Origin of the sequence: Mobilicoccus massiliensis (genome assembly GCF_000826525.2) — a bacterium.
GTDB classification, from domain to species: domain Bacteria; phylum Actinomycetota; class Actinomycetes; order Actinomycetales; family Dermatophilaceae; genus Mobilicoccus; species Mobilicoccus massiliensis.
Genome location: NZ_LN651330.1, coordinates 460296 through 475011 on the forward strand (window position 1 = coordinate 460296; position 14716 = coordinate 475011).

The following is a 14716-nucleotide window of genomic DNA, read 5'->3' on the forward strand; positions in this document are numbered from 1 at the left end:
ATTTGCCCAGTGTGGCGGAGGGCGTCTGCCTGGCAGGGTCGGGGCAACTCGACCGCTTCACCGCACTCGGGCCGAACACAGAACGCACTCAACGAGGAGTCGCCATGACCGGCACGCTGGATGTCGCACGCAAGGTTCTCGCCGACGCCGTCGTCGACGACAAGGACGCGGGGGTGTACCGGACGAACCGCCGCATCTTCACGGACGAAGAGATCTTCGAACTCGAGATGAAGTACATCTTCGAGGGCAACTGGATCTACCTGGCCCACGAGAGCCAGATGGCCAACCCCGGGGACTATTTCACGACCTACATCGGCCGGCAGCCGATCGTCATCACCCGGGACAAGGACGGCGAGCTGCACTGCCTCATCAACGCCTGCGCCCACCGCGGCGCGATGATCTGCCGCCGCAAGACCGACAACCGGTCCACCCTCACCTGCCCCTTCCACGGCTGGACGTTCCGCAACGACGGCACTCTGCTCAAGGTCAAGGACCCCGAGGGGGCGGGCTATCCCGACAGCTTCGACGTGGACGGCTCGCACAACCTCACCAAGGTCGCGAAGTTCGCCAACTACCGCGGGTTCCTCTTCGGCAGCCTCAACCCGGACTCGCCCGAGCTCGAGGAACACCTCGGCGACACGACGAAGGTCATCGACATGCTCGTCGACCAGTCACCCGAGGGCCTGGAGGTGCTGCGCGGCTCCTCGACCTACACCTACGACGGCAACTGGAAGGTGCAGGCCGAGAACGGCGCCGACGGTTATCACGTGACCGCCACGCACTGGAACTACGCGGCGACCACCTCGCGCCGGAACACCGGCGAGTCCAAGAACACGACCAAGACGGTCGACGCGGGCACCTGGGGCAAGTCCGGCGGTGGCTACTGGAGCTACCCCAACGGGCACCTCTGCCTGTGGACGTGGGCCGGCAACCCGCAGGACCGCCCGCTCTGGGACCAGATGGACCGCCTCAAGGACAAGTACGGTGACGCCAAGGGCGAGTTCATGGTCAAGGGGTCGCGCAACCTGTGCCTCTACCCGAACGTCTACCTGATGGACCAGTTCAGCACGCAGATCCGGCACTTCCGCCCGATCGCGCCGGACAAGACCGAGGTGACGATCTACTGCATCGCCCCCAAGGGCGAGTCCGACGAGTCGCGTGCGTGGCGCATCCGCCAGTACGAGGACTTCTTCAACGCCTCCGGCATGGCGACCCCCGACGACCTGGAGGAGTTCCGCTCCTGCCAGCTCACCTTCCGTGCTCAGGCCGCGCCGTGGAACGACATGTCCCGTGGCGCCGAGCACTGGTTGACCGGCCCCGACGAGGTGGCCAGGTCCCTCGACATGGAGAACGTCATCTCCGCCGGCGCCAAGAACGAGGACGAGGGCCTCTATCCCGTCCAGCACGGCTACTGGCTCGAGACCATGCGCAAGGCCGTGGAGGCCGAGGAGGCCCATCGGGCCGATCAGCCCGGTGACCTGACCGCCGACGCGAGCGCATGAGGAGGAGGACCACATCATGACGACCACCACCGAACGTCCCGCCGCCTCCACGGCCGGCAACGCCACGATCGACCAGCACACCATCGAGCAGTTCCTCTACCGAGAGGCGCGCTACCTCGACGACCGCGAGTTCGAGAAGTGGCTGACCTGCTACGCCGACGACGTCGTGTTCTGGATGCCGTGCTGGACCGACGACGACCAGCTCACCCAGGACCCGCAGCGGGAGATGTCGCTCATCTACTACCCGAACAAGGGTGGCCTCGAGGACCGCGTCTTCCGTATTCGCACCGAGCGCAGCTCGGCGACCTCGATCCCCGAGCCGCGGACGAGCCACAACATCACCAACGTGGAGGTCATCGAGCGCAGCGGCGACATCGTCAGCGTGCGGTTCAACTGGCACACGATGTACTTCCGCTACAACACGGTCGATCCCTACTACGGCACGTCGTTCTACACGATCGACTTCTCCGGGGAATCCCCGCTGATCCGGCGCAAGACCGTCGTCCTCAAGAACGACTACATCCACCACGTCGTCGACGTGTACCACATCTGAGGACCCCCTCGCGTCAGGAGTGATCATGAGTCATCAGGTCGCCCTGTCCTTCGAGGACGGGGTCACGAAGTTCATCACCTGTGCGGAGGGCCAGACCGTCGCGGACGCGTCCTACCGCTCGCGCATCAACATCCCGCTGGACTGCCGCGACGGGGCCTGCGGAACGTGCAAGGCGTTCTGCGAGGCGGGCGAGTACGACCCCGGGTTCTACATCGAGGACGCCCTCACCGAGGACGAGGCGGAGTCGGGCTACTGCCTGCCGTGTCAGATGAAACCGACCAGCGATCTCGTGCTGCAGATCGCCTCGACGTCGGCGGTGGCCAAGACACGCGCCGCCACGTTCACCGGCACTCTCACGGGGCTGGAGAGGCTGTCGCCGACGACGTTCGCGCTCACGGTGACCACGCCCGACCGCGACGAGCTCGCGTTCCTGCCGGGCCAGTACATCAACTTCTCGGTGCCCGGCACCCAGGAGACCCGCTCGTACTCGTTCAGCAACGGGCCGGACGAGGATGAGCTCACTTTTCTCGTGAAGATCACCCCTGGTGGGGTGATGTCGACGTACCTGACCGAGCGGGCGGCCGAGGGGGACGAGGTCACGTTCACCGGCCCGAACGGTAGCTTCTTCCTGCGCGAGGGCGAGCGGCCGTTGCTGCTGCTCGCCGGCGGGACCGGTCTGGCGCCGATCCTGTCCATCCTGCGGCGTCTGGTCTCGCAGGAGAGCACCCGCCCGGTGCACCTCATCTACGGCGCGACCACCGACGACGACGTCATCGAGCTGGAGACCATTGAGGAGCTCGGCTCGAAGCTCGAGTCGTTCACGTGGGACTACTGCGTCGCTGACAAGGGGAGCTCGGCGCGGAACATCGGCTACGTCACGGCCCTCATCGCGTCCGAGCACCTGCACGACGGTCAGGGCACGGTGTACCTGTGCGGCCCCCCGGCGATGGTCGAGGCGGTGCGCACGCACTTCTCCGACAACGGCATGGAGCCGGGCGGCTTCTACTACGAGAAGTTCGCGCTCTCCGGGGCCGCCGCTTCGACGTCCACCTCGGTCACCGCGGACGAGCAGGCGGCTGTCGACGACACGGACACCGTCGAGAGTGCCGGCGCGGAGCAGCAGGCCGACCAGGTGACGTCGCAGGCGCCGGATTCGTCGGCGCCGATCGTCCGAGCCGGGGGCGAGTCAGAGCTGACGGTGTTCGAGCGCGCCTCGGGCATCGCGGGTCAGGACCTCTTCGGAGAGATCGACATGGAGCCGCTGGGCGCTCCGGCCGGTGACGCCGAGCTCGAGACGGCCGACACCGCCTCCCGTATCGCCGGCCAGGCGTTCGGCGAGCGGTTCGATGCCGAGAGCGACGACGTCGTGGGGCGCGGCTCGGTGCCCGGTGGCACTGCGTTGCTCCTGCACGACGACGGCACCTCCGTGACCGGGCAGGTGTTCGCGGTACCCACCGCGGACGTCGACCCGCTCGTCGAGCCCTCGCCCCGGGTCGCGGCGGCGCCCACGCCGGTGAGCGGACGTCCTGCGGCGATCGGCGCGGGCGGCTACGAGATCGGCGAGGAGCACCCGGACATCACCAAGTCCGACGCGGTGTTCGACGCCCGCCAGGCGCTGGAACTCGGTGCCGTCGAGCTGACCGTCGGACGCCTGTCGTCGTCCCAGCTCGCTGGGTACCGGCTGCTCGCCGACGCGACCCTGCCCTACGTCGAGGGCGAGCGCTTCGTCGACCCCGCCGCCTACACCGAGACCAACGCCGCGTTCCACGAGTACCTGTTCACACTCACCGGCAACGAACACCTGCTGCAGGCCTACCAGGCGCTCGGGGTCAAGGGGCACATGGCCGAGGTGCTGCGCAACGCGACGTGGTGCGACCCCGAGGTCGCCCACGACCACGTCAAGATCGTCGAGGCGTTCGAGGGCGGTGACCGCGAGCGGGTTCGCGCTCTCGTCATCGAGCATGCGCAGCGCAGCAAGACGACGATGCGCCGCGCGATGGCCGATGCCGGTCTCCGGGTGACGCCCGCGTTCATCACGCCCGGTCGGTTCGAGGGCAAGGTCGTCCTCGTCACCGGTGCCGCTCAGGGGATCGGCGAGGTCACGGCGCGACGCATCAGCGCCGAAGGTGGCCGCGTCGTCCTCGCCGACCGCAGCGAGCTCGTGGACGGCCTGGCCGAAGAACTGCGCAGCGCGGCCCGGCAAGCGACGTCCGTCGTCGGCGACCTCGAGACCTACGAGGGGGCGCAGGCGGCCGTGGCCGCCGCCGTCGATCAGTTCGGGCGGCTCGACGTGGCCATCCACACCGTGGGTGGGACGATCTGGGCCAAGCCGTTCCACGAGTACCCCGCCGATCAGATCGAGGCGGAGATCAACCGGTCCCTGTACCCGACGCTGTGGGGCTGCCGCGCCGCCTCCGAGCAGATGGTCAAGCAGGGCCAGGGCGTCATCGTCAACGTGTCATCGGTGGCCACCCGCGGTGTGCACCGGGTGCCGTACTCGGCCGCCAAGGGCGGGGTCAACGCGATCACGGCGTCGCTGGCGCTGGAACTCGCACCGCACGGGATCCGCGTGGTCGCCACGGCTCCCGGCGGCACCGACGCGCCCGCGCGGCGCATCCCGCGCGGGCCCGCCCCCGAGGGAGAGCAGGAACTCGACTGGTACCAGGCGATCGTCGACCAGACCGTGTCGTCCTCGCTGCTCAAGCGTTACGGCACGCTCGACGAGCAGGCCTCTGCCCTGTGCTTCGTCGCCTCCGACGAGGCCAGCTACATCACCGGCACGGTGCTCCCGGTCGCCGGTGGAGATCTCGGCTGACGAGACCCCGTCCTCGGCTCGGGTCACCTCGATCCGGTCCCTTCCGCTCCGGCTTCGGTGACGAGTCGCGGCGGCGCCCGCCACGGGCACACCACCTCCCTCGCCCCATTCCCTCACAGAGGCGGCGGCCCGCACCCTCCGGCGGCGGCCTCATCAGCTCACAACCCTTCTCCCGACAAGGAATCCCGCATGTCCTCTTCGCCCGCCCGGGGCAGCGTCGCCCCGGACGACCGCACACGGGCCTCAACGGTCCGGTGGGTGGTCACCATCTGCGCCCTCGCCATGCTCTTCGACGGTTACGACCTGGTGGTGTACGGCACCGTCGTGCCCCTCTTCCTGCGCGATCCGAGCCAACTCGGCCGGGTCACGCCCGAACTCGCCGGCCAGCTCGGCAGCTATGCGCTCGTCGGGGTGCTGGTGGGTGCGCTGATCGCCGGCGCCGTCTCCGACATCATCGGCCGCCGCCGGCTCATGATCGTGAACATCGCCTGGTTCTCGATCGGCATGGGGCTCACGACCTTCGCGACGAGCGCCCTGGCCTTCGGCATCCTGCGGTTCCTCACCGGCATCGGCGTCGGTGCCCTCGTGGCCACGGCCGGGGCCATCGTGGCCGAGTTCGCTCCGCCGGGCCGCCGCCACGTGTACAACGCGATCGTCTACTGCGGCGTGCCGGCCGGTGGTGTCATGGCGTCGCTGCTGGCTCTGGCCGTCCGCGACCAGTTCGGGTGGCGTCCGCTGTTCTGGTTCGGTGCGCTGCCGTTCCTGTTCCTGCTGCCGATGGCGATCGCCAAGCTGCCGGAGTCGCCGCTGTGGCTGCAGTCCCGCGGTCGCGTCGAGGAGGCCCGTGCCGCCGCGCAGCGCACCGGTGTCCCGTTGGTCGAGCACGCTCAGGCCGGCGTCTCGGCGGGCCCGGGCGAGCGCGCCGGGTTCGGTGCCCTCGTCGGCAAGCAGTACTTCCTGCCCACCGTCTTCCTCGGGCTCATGAGCTTCTCGGGGTTGCTGCTCACCTACGGACTCAACACCTGGCTGCCGGAGATCATGGGCCAGAACGGCTTCGGCCCGAGCTACTCGTTGGTGTTCCTCCTCGTGCTCAACCTCGGAGCGATCGTCGGCGCGGTGAGCGCGTCGAGCTTCGCCGAGCGCGTCGGTCCGCAGTGGGTGATCTCGGGGACCTTCGTCATGGCCGCCGTCGCCCTCGTCGCGCTGCCGCTCGGCTTCCCGTTTCCCGTCCTGCTCGCCCTGGTCGCAGTGGCCGGTGTCGGCACGATCGGCACGCAGGTGCTCGTGTACGGCTTCGTCGCCAACTTCTACGAGTCCCGGGCGCGGGGTGCCGGTGTGGCGTGGTGCGCCGGGTTCGGTCGCCTGGGCGGCATCGTCGGCCCGCTCGTGGGTGGAATGCTCATGGGTGCCGGCATCGGGATCGGCCAGGCGTTCCAGCTCTTCGCGGTCGCTGCCGTGTTCGGTGCGATCGTCACCGCGCTGCCCCGGCCGGCACGCCGGGCCGAGCAGTCCGCCGTGGTCGACCCGGACGCCGGAGCCGTCCCGCTGGGGCCGGCGGGCGAGCAGCCCGCGCTCGAGATGCCGGCTGACAGGCTCGCGCCGACCTCGACCACCGTGGGCATGACCGACCCGGGCGCTACCGTGACGCGATGATCTTCGATGTCGCCGAGACCCTCATCGGCCGGCGTCGCGAACTCGACGACATCGTCGCTCGGCTCGTCGACCCCTGCGGTCCCTCGGTCGTCCTGATCGAGGGGCCGCAGGGCGCGGGCAAGACGGCGCTGGTGAACACGGCGCTGAGGATGATCACCGGCGCCACACCGGAGGGGATCGTCAAGGTGGTCGGGCAAGACGTCGATCTCGCACACCCCCACTCGGTGCTCGCGCGATGGCTGCCCGATCTCGACCCCGACGCGAGCGTGGACACCGTCGCCCGTGCGCTCGTGGAGGCGTGGGGCCGGCCGCAGCCTCGCGTCGTCCTCGTCGAGGCCGGGCACTCCGTGCATCCGACGACGCTCGCCGCGGTCCAGGCCGCGGCACTGCTCACTCCCACCACCCGGGTCGTCGTCGCCGCGCGGCCCGAGCCGCGGATCGACCTCCCCGACGTCCACCGCATCGGCCTCGAAGGCCTGTCGGTGGCGCACACCGGCGACCTGGTCCGCGCCCATGTCGCGTGGGCCGGTGAGACGGCCGTCCGGGCTGCGCACACTCTCACCGGGGGTGTGCCCGGTGACGTCCTCGACCTGATCCGTGAATCGCCTCGGCCGGTGTGGAGAGACCGTCACCCGGCCTTCCGACCCACCCGGCGGCACCGCGACCGGATCGCCGGAGTGCGGGACACCGTCCGACCCGAGGCGTGGGCGCTCCTGCAGGCGGTGGCCGTCCTCGGGGAGCGTGCGGACCTCTCGCAGGCGGCGCACCTCGCCGGCGTGGATCCGGCCGCGATCGACGACCTCATCCTCGCCGGGGCCGTCACGGCCGGCAGTGTCCGCGGACGCACGACGGTCGCGTTCACCCACCCCATGTACGGCCTGGCGGTCACCGACCTCACGGGCCCGACGGGTGTCCGCGAGCAGCACCGCCGAGCCGCCGGGCACGTCACCGACCCCGGTGCGCGTCTGCGTCACCTCGTGGAGGCGAGCCTCCGTCCCGACGCCGGCCTGGCCGTGGAGTTGGCCGCGCATGCGAAGGCGCGAGGAGCGGTCGGTGAATGGGATCAGGCGGCGCAGGCCTACGCCGACGCCGCGCGAGTGGCGGTGGGCAGCGACCGCGCCCGGCATCTCACCTCGGCCGTCGACGCGTTCGTGGGCGCCGGCCGCCTGCCGGAGGCGGAGGAGTTGGTGGCCGAGCTGGAGAGTTTTCCGCGGTCCGCGTGTACCGACGCCATCCTGGGCTACCTGTCGATCCTGCGCGGGCGGCGTCACGACGCCCGCACGTGGTTGTCGCGGGCCTGGACGGAGGTCGGCGAACCGCATTCCGGGGGCGCCGACCCGGACCTGGCCGCGCTGGTGTGCACTCGAATGGTCCTGCACAACCTCGCGCTCGGCGACGGTCGAGCCCTCCTCGACTGGGCCGATCGCTGTGCGGAACTCGCACCCGGGTCGGTGCACGCCACCGAGGCCGCCGCGATCCGAGGACTCGGCTACGGCGCGCTCGGTCGCTGGACGGAGGCCCTCACCGCCGTCGAGTCCGTGGCCAACCGAACCGACGCGATCGCCCAGGCCCAGCGCGTGACGATGGGGCACGGGTGGCTCGCCCTGGCCATGGACGACCCGCTCGCCGCGCGCACCGCCTTGGAGAGCGCGATGTCGAACGACTACTCCTTCGGGTCGGTGCGGATCACTCTGTGGGCGCAGGCGTGGCTGGCGCGCACCCTGTTCGTCCTGGGGAGATGGGACGAGTGCCTGGAGGTGACGCACCGGGCCGCCGGCACCGTGGAACGCACGGGCCACGAACTCCTCCGCCCGTTGGTGCACTGGCCGGCAGCCGTCGTGCACGCCTACCGCGGCGACGACGACCGGTCCCGCATGCACCTGGACGCCGGACTCGCCGCCGATCACGACTACACGGTCATGCTCCTGCCCTCGGCCCTGGCCCACGCCCAGGTCGCCGAATGTCGCGGTGACCACGCCGCCGTCACGCGCGCGTTGCAGCCGGTGGCGCACGCCTTCGCCGCCCATCCCGAGCGAGATCCCGGCTTCTGGCCGTGGGTCGACGTCTACGCCGACGCCCTGGTGATGACCGATCGCCCCGAGGAGGCCCGGGAGGTCCTCGAGGCGGCCCTGGAGGTCGCCACCCGGCAGGGCCGTCGGAGCGCGATCGCCCGCAGCGAGATCGTCCTCGGCCGACTCCACGGCATGCGGGGCGACATCGACGCCGCCGTCGATGCCTTCGCCCGCGCCGACACGCTGCTGCGCGCCCTGCCCATGCCCGTCGAACGGGCGCGCCTGCGGTTCGTCCACGGCCAGACCCTCCGGCGGGCCGGCAGACGACGAGAAGCCGAGGAGATGACGCGGGCAGCCCGCGACGCCTTCGCCGCGCTGGGCGCGCAGACGTACATCGCCCGCTGCGACCGCGAACTCAAGGCCGCTGGAACAGGCGCCACCGGGCCGGGACCGCGCGGCGCCGCCGCGAGCGGGCAGCTCACTCCCCAGGAGACGGCCGTCGTCGACCTCGTCGCCGCCGGGCGCACCAACAAGGAGGTCGCCGGTGAGCTGTACATCTCCGTCAAGACCGTCCAGTACCACCTGACCCGCGTCTACGGAAAGCTCGGCCTGCGCTCCCGCTCCGAGCTGGCCGCCCACGTCGCCGCCGAGCGCGCCGACGAGGGCGCGGGCGCCGACCCTTGCCCTGAGGGGGACTCGTGACCTCGACCCGCAGTTCGGAACAGCGATCACGCCTGCTCCCGGCCGCCGCGCACCTCGAACGGCCCGGTACGCGACCGGCGAGCCCGGCGGACCTGCGAAGCGACATCGGTCCGACGTACATCGCCAACGCCGTCGTCGCGCTCGTGTTCGCCGCCACCGGCCCACTCGCGGTCATCCTCGCGAGCAGTTCGGCCGGCAACCTCAGCCCGGCGCAACTGAGCTCGTGGATCTTCGCCGTCTTCTTCCTCAACGGCCTGCTCACCGTCGTGGCGAGCATCGTCTACCGGCAACCGCTGGGCTTCTTCTGGACGATCCCCGGCACCGTCGTCGTCGGCACCTCGCTGCGGCACCTGCCGTGGAGCGACGTGCTCGGGGCGTTCGTCGTCACAGCCGTGTTCATCCTCCTGCTCGGCCTGACCGGCTGGGTGGGCAAGGTCATGCGCCTGCTCCCGATGCCCATCGTCATGGCGATGGTGGCGGGCGTGTTCCTCAGCTTCGGTCTGGGCCTGGTCGATTCGATCCAGAGCGCGCCGTGGGTCGCGCTGCCGATGGTGCTGGCGTTCGTCGCCCTGAGCGTCCCCGGGCCGCTGGGTCGCTTTCTGCCGCCGGTCCTCGGCACGCTCGTCGTCGGGGTGGCGGCGGTGTTGCTCACCGGAGGGCTCAGCACCGAGATCACCCCTGGGCTCGCGCAACCGGTGCTGCAGACGCCGACGTTCTCCCTGGCCGCGCTCACCGAACTCGTCCTGCCCCTGGCGATCACGGTCATCGTCGTGCAGAACGGTCAGGGCGTGGCGGTGCTCACCAACGCCGGCCACCGCCCCCCGGTCAACGTCGCCACCGTGCTGTGCGGCCTCGTCTCGCTGCCGGCCGCCGCTCTCGGTGCCGTCTCCACCTGCCTGACCGGGCCGACCAACGCCCTTCTCGTCGCCTCGGGGGAGCGCCGACGCCAGTACACGGCGGCCGTGACGTGCGGCGTGCTCGCGATGGTCGTCGGCCTCGCCGCCCCCACCCTGGTGACGTTCATGCTGGCGATGCCGCCGGCGTGGATCGCCGTCCTCGGTGGGGTGGCCATGCTCAAGGCACTGCAGGGTGCCTTCGTCGCGGCCTTCGCCGCACGGCACACCCTGGGCGCCCTCGTGGCGTTCCTCGTCACCGTCGCCGACCTCACGGTGTTCGGGATCGGGGGAGCGTTCTGGGGCGTGATCACCGGCTACCTCGTCTCCCGCGTCCTCGAGCCCGGCGACTTCGAGACCGCTCCGGCCGACCGATGACGATCGGCGACGATCGTGGCGCGCGTCGCCGGACGGCCGGTCGACGGCGTGTGCGGCCGGGGCCAGGTGGCGGGCTAGCATGGCACCCGGTCGCCGGGATCCGCCGCGATCGCCGTTGACGAGCATCTCTCTGGGAGTTTGCGTGAGTCCCACCCGCCCCGCCGCCGTCGTCGTCCTCGCTGCGGGCGCCGGAACCCGGATGAAGTCCGACCTGCCCAAGGTCCTGCATCCGCTGGCCGGCCGTTCCCTGCTCGCACACGCGCTCGTCGCGGCCCAGGCGTGTGATCCTGCGCACCTCGCCGTGGTCGTCCGCCACCAGCGTCAGGCCGTCGCCTCCCACGTCGAACAGCACTTTCCGCAGGCGGTCGTCGCCGACCAGGACGACATCCCCGGCACCGGCCGCGCCACCGAGTGCGGTCTCGACGCGCTGCCGAGCGACCTGGCGGGCACGGTGCTCGTCACGTACGGCGACGTGCCGATGCTCACCGGCGAGACGCTGCAGGCGATCGTCGCCGCGCACGACGCCGGCGGCAACGGGGTCACGGTCATGACGGCGCGCGTCGACGACCCGACGGGCTACGGCCGCATCCTGCGCGACGAGAGCGGTGACGTCGTCGGCATCGTCGAGCAGAAGGACGCCACCGACCAGCAGCGCGCGATCCGCGAGATCAACTCCGGCATCTACGCCTTCGACGGCGTGCTGTTGCGCGAGTCCCTCGCCGAGGTCGGCACCGACAACCGGCAGGGCGAGAAGTACCTCACCGACGTGCTCGGCATCGCGCGCCGGAAGGGTCGCCGCGTCGCCGCCTACGTGTGTGACGACCTCTGGCAGACCGAGGGCGTCAACGACCGCGTGCAGCTCGCGCGCATGGGGGAGGAGATGAACCGCCGCATCCTCGAGCGCTGGATGCGCGAGGGCGTCACGGTCGTCGACCCGGCGACCACGCAGGTCGACGCCGAGGTCTCCTTCGGCCGTGACTGCCGGCTGCTGCCCGGCACCCAGGTGCTCGGTGCCTCCACGATCGGCGCCAAGGTCGAGATCGGCCCCGACACCACGCTCGAGGACGTCGAGGTCGGCGACGACGTGCGCCTCGTGCGCACCCACGCGCGCCTCACCGAGGTCGGCGCCGGCGCAGACGTCGGCCCGTTCGTCCACCTGCGGCCCGGCTCCACGGTCGACGCGGCGGCCGACGTTCCCCCCTTCACCGACCTCGCCGCCACGGAGGACCTGCGATGACCGGTATCAAACGCACCACCGAGAAGAACCTCATGGTGCTCTCGGGCCGGGCCCACCCCGCGCTCGCCGAGGAGGTCGCCTCCGGGCTCGGCATCGGCCTCGTGCCCACGACCGCCTACGAGTTCGCCAACAGCGAGATCTACGTGCGCTTCGAGGAGTCGGTGCGTGGCTCCGACGCGTTCGTCATCCAGAGTCACACCGCTCCGATCAACGAGTGGATCATGGAGCACCTCATCATGGTCGACGCGCTCAAGCGGGCGTCGGCCAAGCGCATCACCGTGGTCTGCCCGTTCTACGGCTACGCCCGCCAGGACAAGAAGCACCGCGGCCGCGAACCGATCTCGGCCCGTCTCATGGCCGATCTGTTCAAGGCCGCCGGGGCCGACCGCCTCATCTGCGTCGATCTGCACACCGCCCAGATCCAGGGCTTCTTCGACGGGCCGGTCGATCACCTGCAGGCGCTGCCCATCCTCTCGGACTACGTCTCCGAGCACTACGGCGACGAGGACCTCGCGATCGTCTCGCCCGACGCGGGCCGCATCAAGGTGGCCGAGCAGTGGAGCAAGCGGCTCGACGACGCCCCGCTCGCGTTCATCCACAAGACCCGCGACATCAACGCACCCAACCAGAGCAAGGCCAACCGGGTCGTCGGCGAGGTCGCGGGCAAGACATGCATCCTCGTGGACGACATGATCGACTCCGGCGGCACGATCTGCCAGGCGGCAGACGCACTCATGGAGGACGGGGCGAACTCCGTCGTCATCGCCGCCACCCACCCGATCTTCTCGGGCCCGGCCATCGAACGGCTGCGCGACTCCTCGGCGCGTGAGGTCATCGTCACCAACACCCTGCCCATCCCCGAGGAGAAGCGGTTCGACAAGCTCACGGTGCTCTCGATCGCCCCCCTCATCAGCCAGGCCATCCACGAGGTCTTCGAGGACGGCTCGGTGACGAGTCTGTTCGAACCGTCGCACTGACGCGCCTCGCTCCTCACCTGGCCGAATCCGCCGGTCGCCTCTGGGCGGCCGGCGGATTTCTCTGGACCGTGCGTGTCTTTGTAGGATGAGGGCGTTGCCTCGGCGAGGGCCGTGACACGAGAGGATCCCCGACCGCTTGCGGTATCGGGCCGGTCGTCACTTTCGTCCACGTGCCGTGATCGACGCGGCGGCGCTCCGCGTTCACGCGTGTGCCGTCTCTTCGTGCCGCGCCCCGCGTCGAGGCCGCCGCATCCGTGACCCGCATCCCCGCTCTGCGGGATGCCCCGCCTCCCGAGGAGTTCTCGTGTCCGACAACGCCACGATCGCCGCCGCCATCCGCACCGAGTTCGGCAAGGGCGCCGCCCGCCGCATCCGCCGCGACCACAAGATCCCCGCCGTGCTCTACGGCTCGGGCACCGACCCCGTGCACCTCACCCTGCCGGGCCACGAGACGATGCTCGCGGTCAAGGTCAGCAACGCCCTTCTCGACCTCGAGATCGAGGGCGGCAAGCGGCAGCTCGCGCTCGTCAAGGACGTGCAGCGCGACCCGATCAAGCCGATCATCGAGCACGTCGACCTCGTCGTCGTGCGCCGCGGCGAGAAGGTGACCGTCGAGGTCGCCGTCACCGTCACCGGTGAGGCCGCACCCGAGACCGTCGTCACCACCGAGAACAGCGTTCTCGAGATCGAGGCCGAGGCCACGAACATCCCGGAGAACTTCGAGGTCTCCGTCGAGGGCGCCGCGGCCGGTACGCAGATCCTCGCCTCCGAGGTCACGCTGCCGGCGGGCGTCACGCTCGTCAGCGACCCGGAGCTGCTCGTCGTCAACGTCACGCAGGCCATCTCCGCCGAGGCCCTCGAGGCCGAGCTCGAGGCCGCCGAGGCCGACGCCGGCATCGAGAAGGAGGAGAGCGAGGAGGAGGTCGCCGAGGGCGCCGAGGCCGAGTCCGCCGAGGGCGAGGCCGCTCCCGCCGAGGGCGAGGAGGAGTCCTCCGACAAGGAGTGACGTCGCGCGCCCAGGCATCGCCCAGGCCTGGACCCATGACGGCGGGCCCGTTCCGGTTTCGGAGCGGGCCCGCCGTCGTCTGTGCACGCGGCCTCCCGTCCCGCTCGCACAGGCGTTTTCACCCTGGGATCGGAACGCCTGTCCGAGCGGGCCGAGGAGTCGCCCGTAGGCTGCGGGCATGGACACGTGGTTGCTGGTGGGGTTGGGAAACCCCGGGCCCTCCTACGCGGGCAATCGTCACAACGTCGGTGCGATGGTCGTCGACGAGCTCGCTCGCCGCGGGGGTGCGTCACTGTCGCGACACAAGACCAGGTCCCAGGTGGCGGAGTTCCGTCTCGGCATCCTCCCCGGTGGGATGCCGGGGCCCAAGGTGGTCGTCGCGGCGCCGCAGTCCTACATGAACGAGTCCGGCGGGCCGGTGAGCGCGCTGTTGCAGTACTACTCCCTCACGCCCGACCACCTCGTCGTCGTGCACGACGAGCTCGACATCCCGTTCGACGACGTGCGCCTCAAGAAGGGTGGGGGCGAGGGCGGCCACAACGGGCTGCGATCGATCACCAAGAGCATCGGCACGCGTGACTACCTGCGTGTTCGCGTGGGTGTCGGTCGGCCGCCCGGTCGGATGGATCCGGCCGACCACGTGCTGCGCGACTTCTCGGCCAGCGAACGCAAGGTGCTGCCGTTCGTCGTCGACACGGCGGCAGACGCGGCCGAGTCCGTCGTTCTCGACGGCCTTCTCGCAGCTCAGCAGCGTTTTCATTCCTGATCACGGGCCCACGACAAGGCTCCGGCCGTGGAGCGGTGGGCCTCTCATCCGGTCTCGATCGACCAGTATTTCCGCACTCTTCGCACCTCGGACATTTCTGCGCCGCAAATCGGATGAATCCGCACATACGTACTTGGACGGTTGGCCGATTCGCGTGTCGTCTGTAACAATTCGTGATGTGCGGGTTGTCGGCATCGGCTGGTGCGGTGCCCGTCGAGGGGG

General features: G+C 70.3%; 10 protein-coding genes. All 10 read left to right on the forward strand.

Translation table 11 applies throughout. The features are described 5' to 3' along the window. Window positions 1-104 precede the first annotated feature (104 nt). Complete coding sequence (gene benA / locus BN1197_RS11905) at window positions 105-1502, forward strand: benzoate 1,2-dioxygenase large subunit (RefSeq protein ID WP_052466636.1); 1398 nt, start codon at window positions 105-107, stop codon at window positions 1500-1502. A gap of 16 nt (window positions 1503-1518) precedes the next feature. Beyond that, window positions 1519-2055: a benzoate 1,2-dioxygenase small subunit gene (benB, locus tag BN1197_RS11910; RefSeq protein ID WP_040159967.1), complete on the forward strand. Its 537-nt coding sequence runs from the start codon at window positions 1519-1521 to the stop codon at window positions 2053-2055. A 25-nt stretch (window positions 2056-2080) separates the two neighbouring features. Next, window positions 2081-4870: a benzoate 1,2-dioxygenase electron transfer component BenC gene (gene benC, locus BN1197_RS11915; RefSeq protein WP_040160275.1), complete on the forward strand. Its 2790-nt coding sequence runs from the start codon at window positions 2081-2083 to the stop codon at window positions 4868-4870. 258 nt (window positions 4871-5128) lie between these two features. After that, window positions 5129-6523 carry an MFS transporter gene (locus BN1197_RS11920; RefSeq protein WP_245851912.1) on the forward strand — a complete coding sequence of 465 codons (1395 nt, stop codon included), beginning with the start codon at window positions 5129-5131 and terminating at the stop codon, window positions 6521-6523. Further along, window positions 6520-9237 carry a LuxR family transcriptional regulator gene (locus tag BN1197_RS11925; RefSeq protein ID WP_052466638.1) on the forward strand — a complete coding sequence of 906 codons (2718 nt, stop codon included), beginning with the start codon at window positions 6520-6522 and terminating at the stop codon, window positions 9235-9237. Before BN1197_RS11920 ends, BN1197_RS11925 begins: the two co-directional genes overlap by 4 nt. After that, the gene (locus BN1197_RS11930) at window positions 9234-10508 is read left to right on the forward strand and encodes a benzoate/H(+) symporter BenE family transporter (RefSeq protein ID WP_052466639.1); all 1275 of its coding nucleotides are present in this window, start codon (window positions 9234-9236) and stop codon (window positions 10506-10508) included. Before BN1197_RS11925 ends, BN1197_RS11930 begins: the two co-directional genes overlap by 4 nt. 142 nt (window positions 10509-10650) lie before the next feature. Beyond that, complete coding sequence (locus BN1197_RS11935; RefSeq protein WP_052466643.1) at window positions 10651-11745, forward strand: bifunctional UDP-N-acetylglucosamine diphosphorylase/glucosamine-1-phosphate N-acetyltransferase GlmU; 1095 nt, start codon at window positions 10651-10653, stop codon at window positions 11743-11745. After that, a complete protein-coding gene (locus tag BN1197_RS11940; protein WP_040159969.1) occupies window positions 11742-12722 on the forward strand; it encodes a ribose-phosphate diphosphokinase in 981 nt (326 codons plus the stop codon). Before BN1197_RS11935 ends, BN1197_RS11940 begins: the two co-directional genes overlap by 4 nt. 304 nt (window positions 12723-13026) lie before the next feature. Then, window positions 13027-13728 carry a 50S ribosomal protein L25/general stress protein Ctc gene (locus BN1197_RS11945; RefSeq protein ID WP_040159972.1) on the forward strand — a complete coding sequence of 234 codons (702 nt, stop codon included), beginning with the start codon at window positions 13027-13029 and terminating at the stop codon, window positions 13726-13728. Between the two features lie 178 nt (window positions 13729-13906). Beyond that, window positions 13907-14494: an aminoacyl-tRNA hydrolase gene (gene pth / locus BN1197_RS11950; protein WP_040159974.1), complete on the forward strand. Its 588-nt coding sequence runs from the start codon at window positions 13907-13909 to the stop codon at window positions 14492-14494. Window positions 14495-14716: the final 222 nt, after the last annotated feature.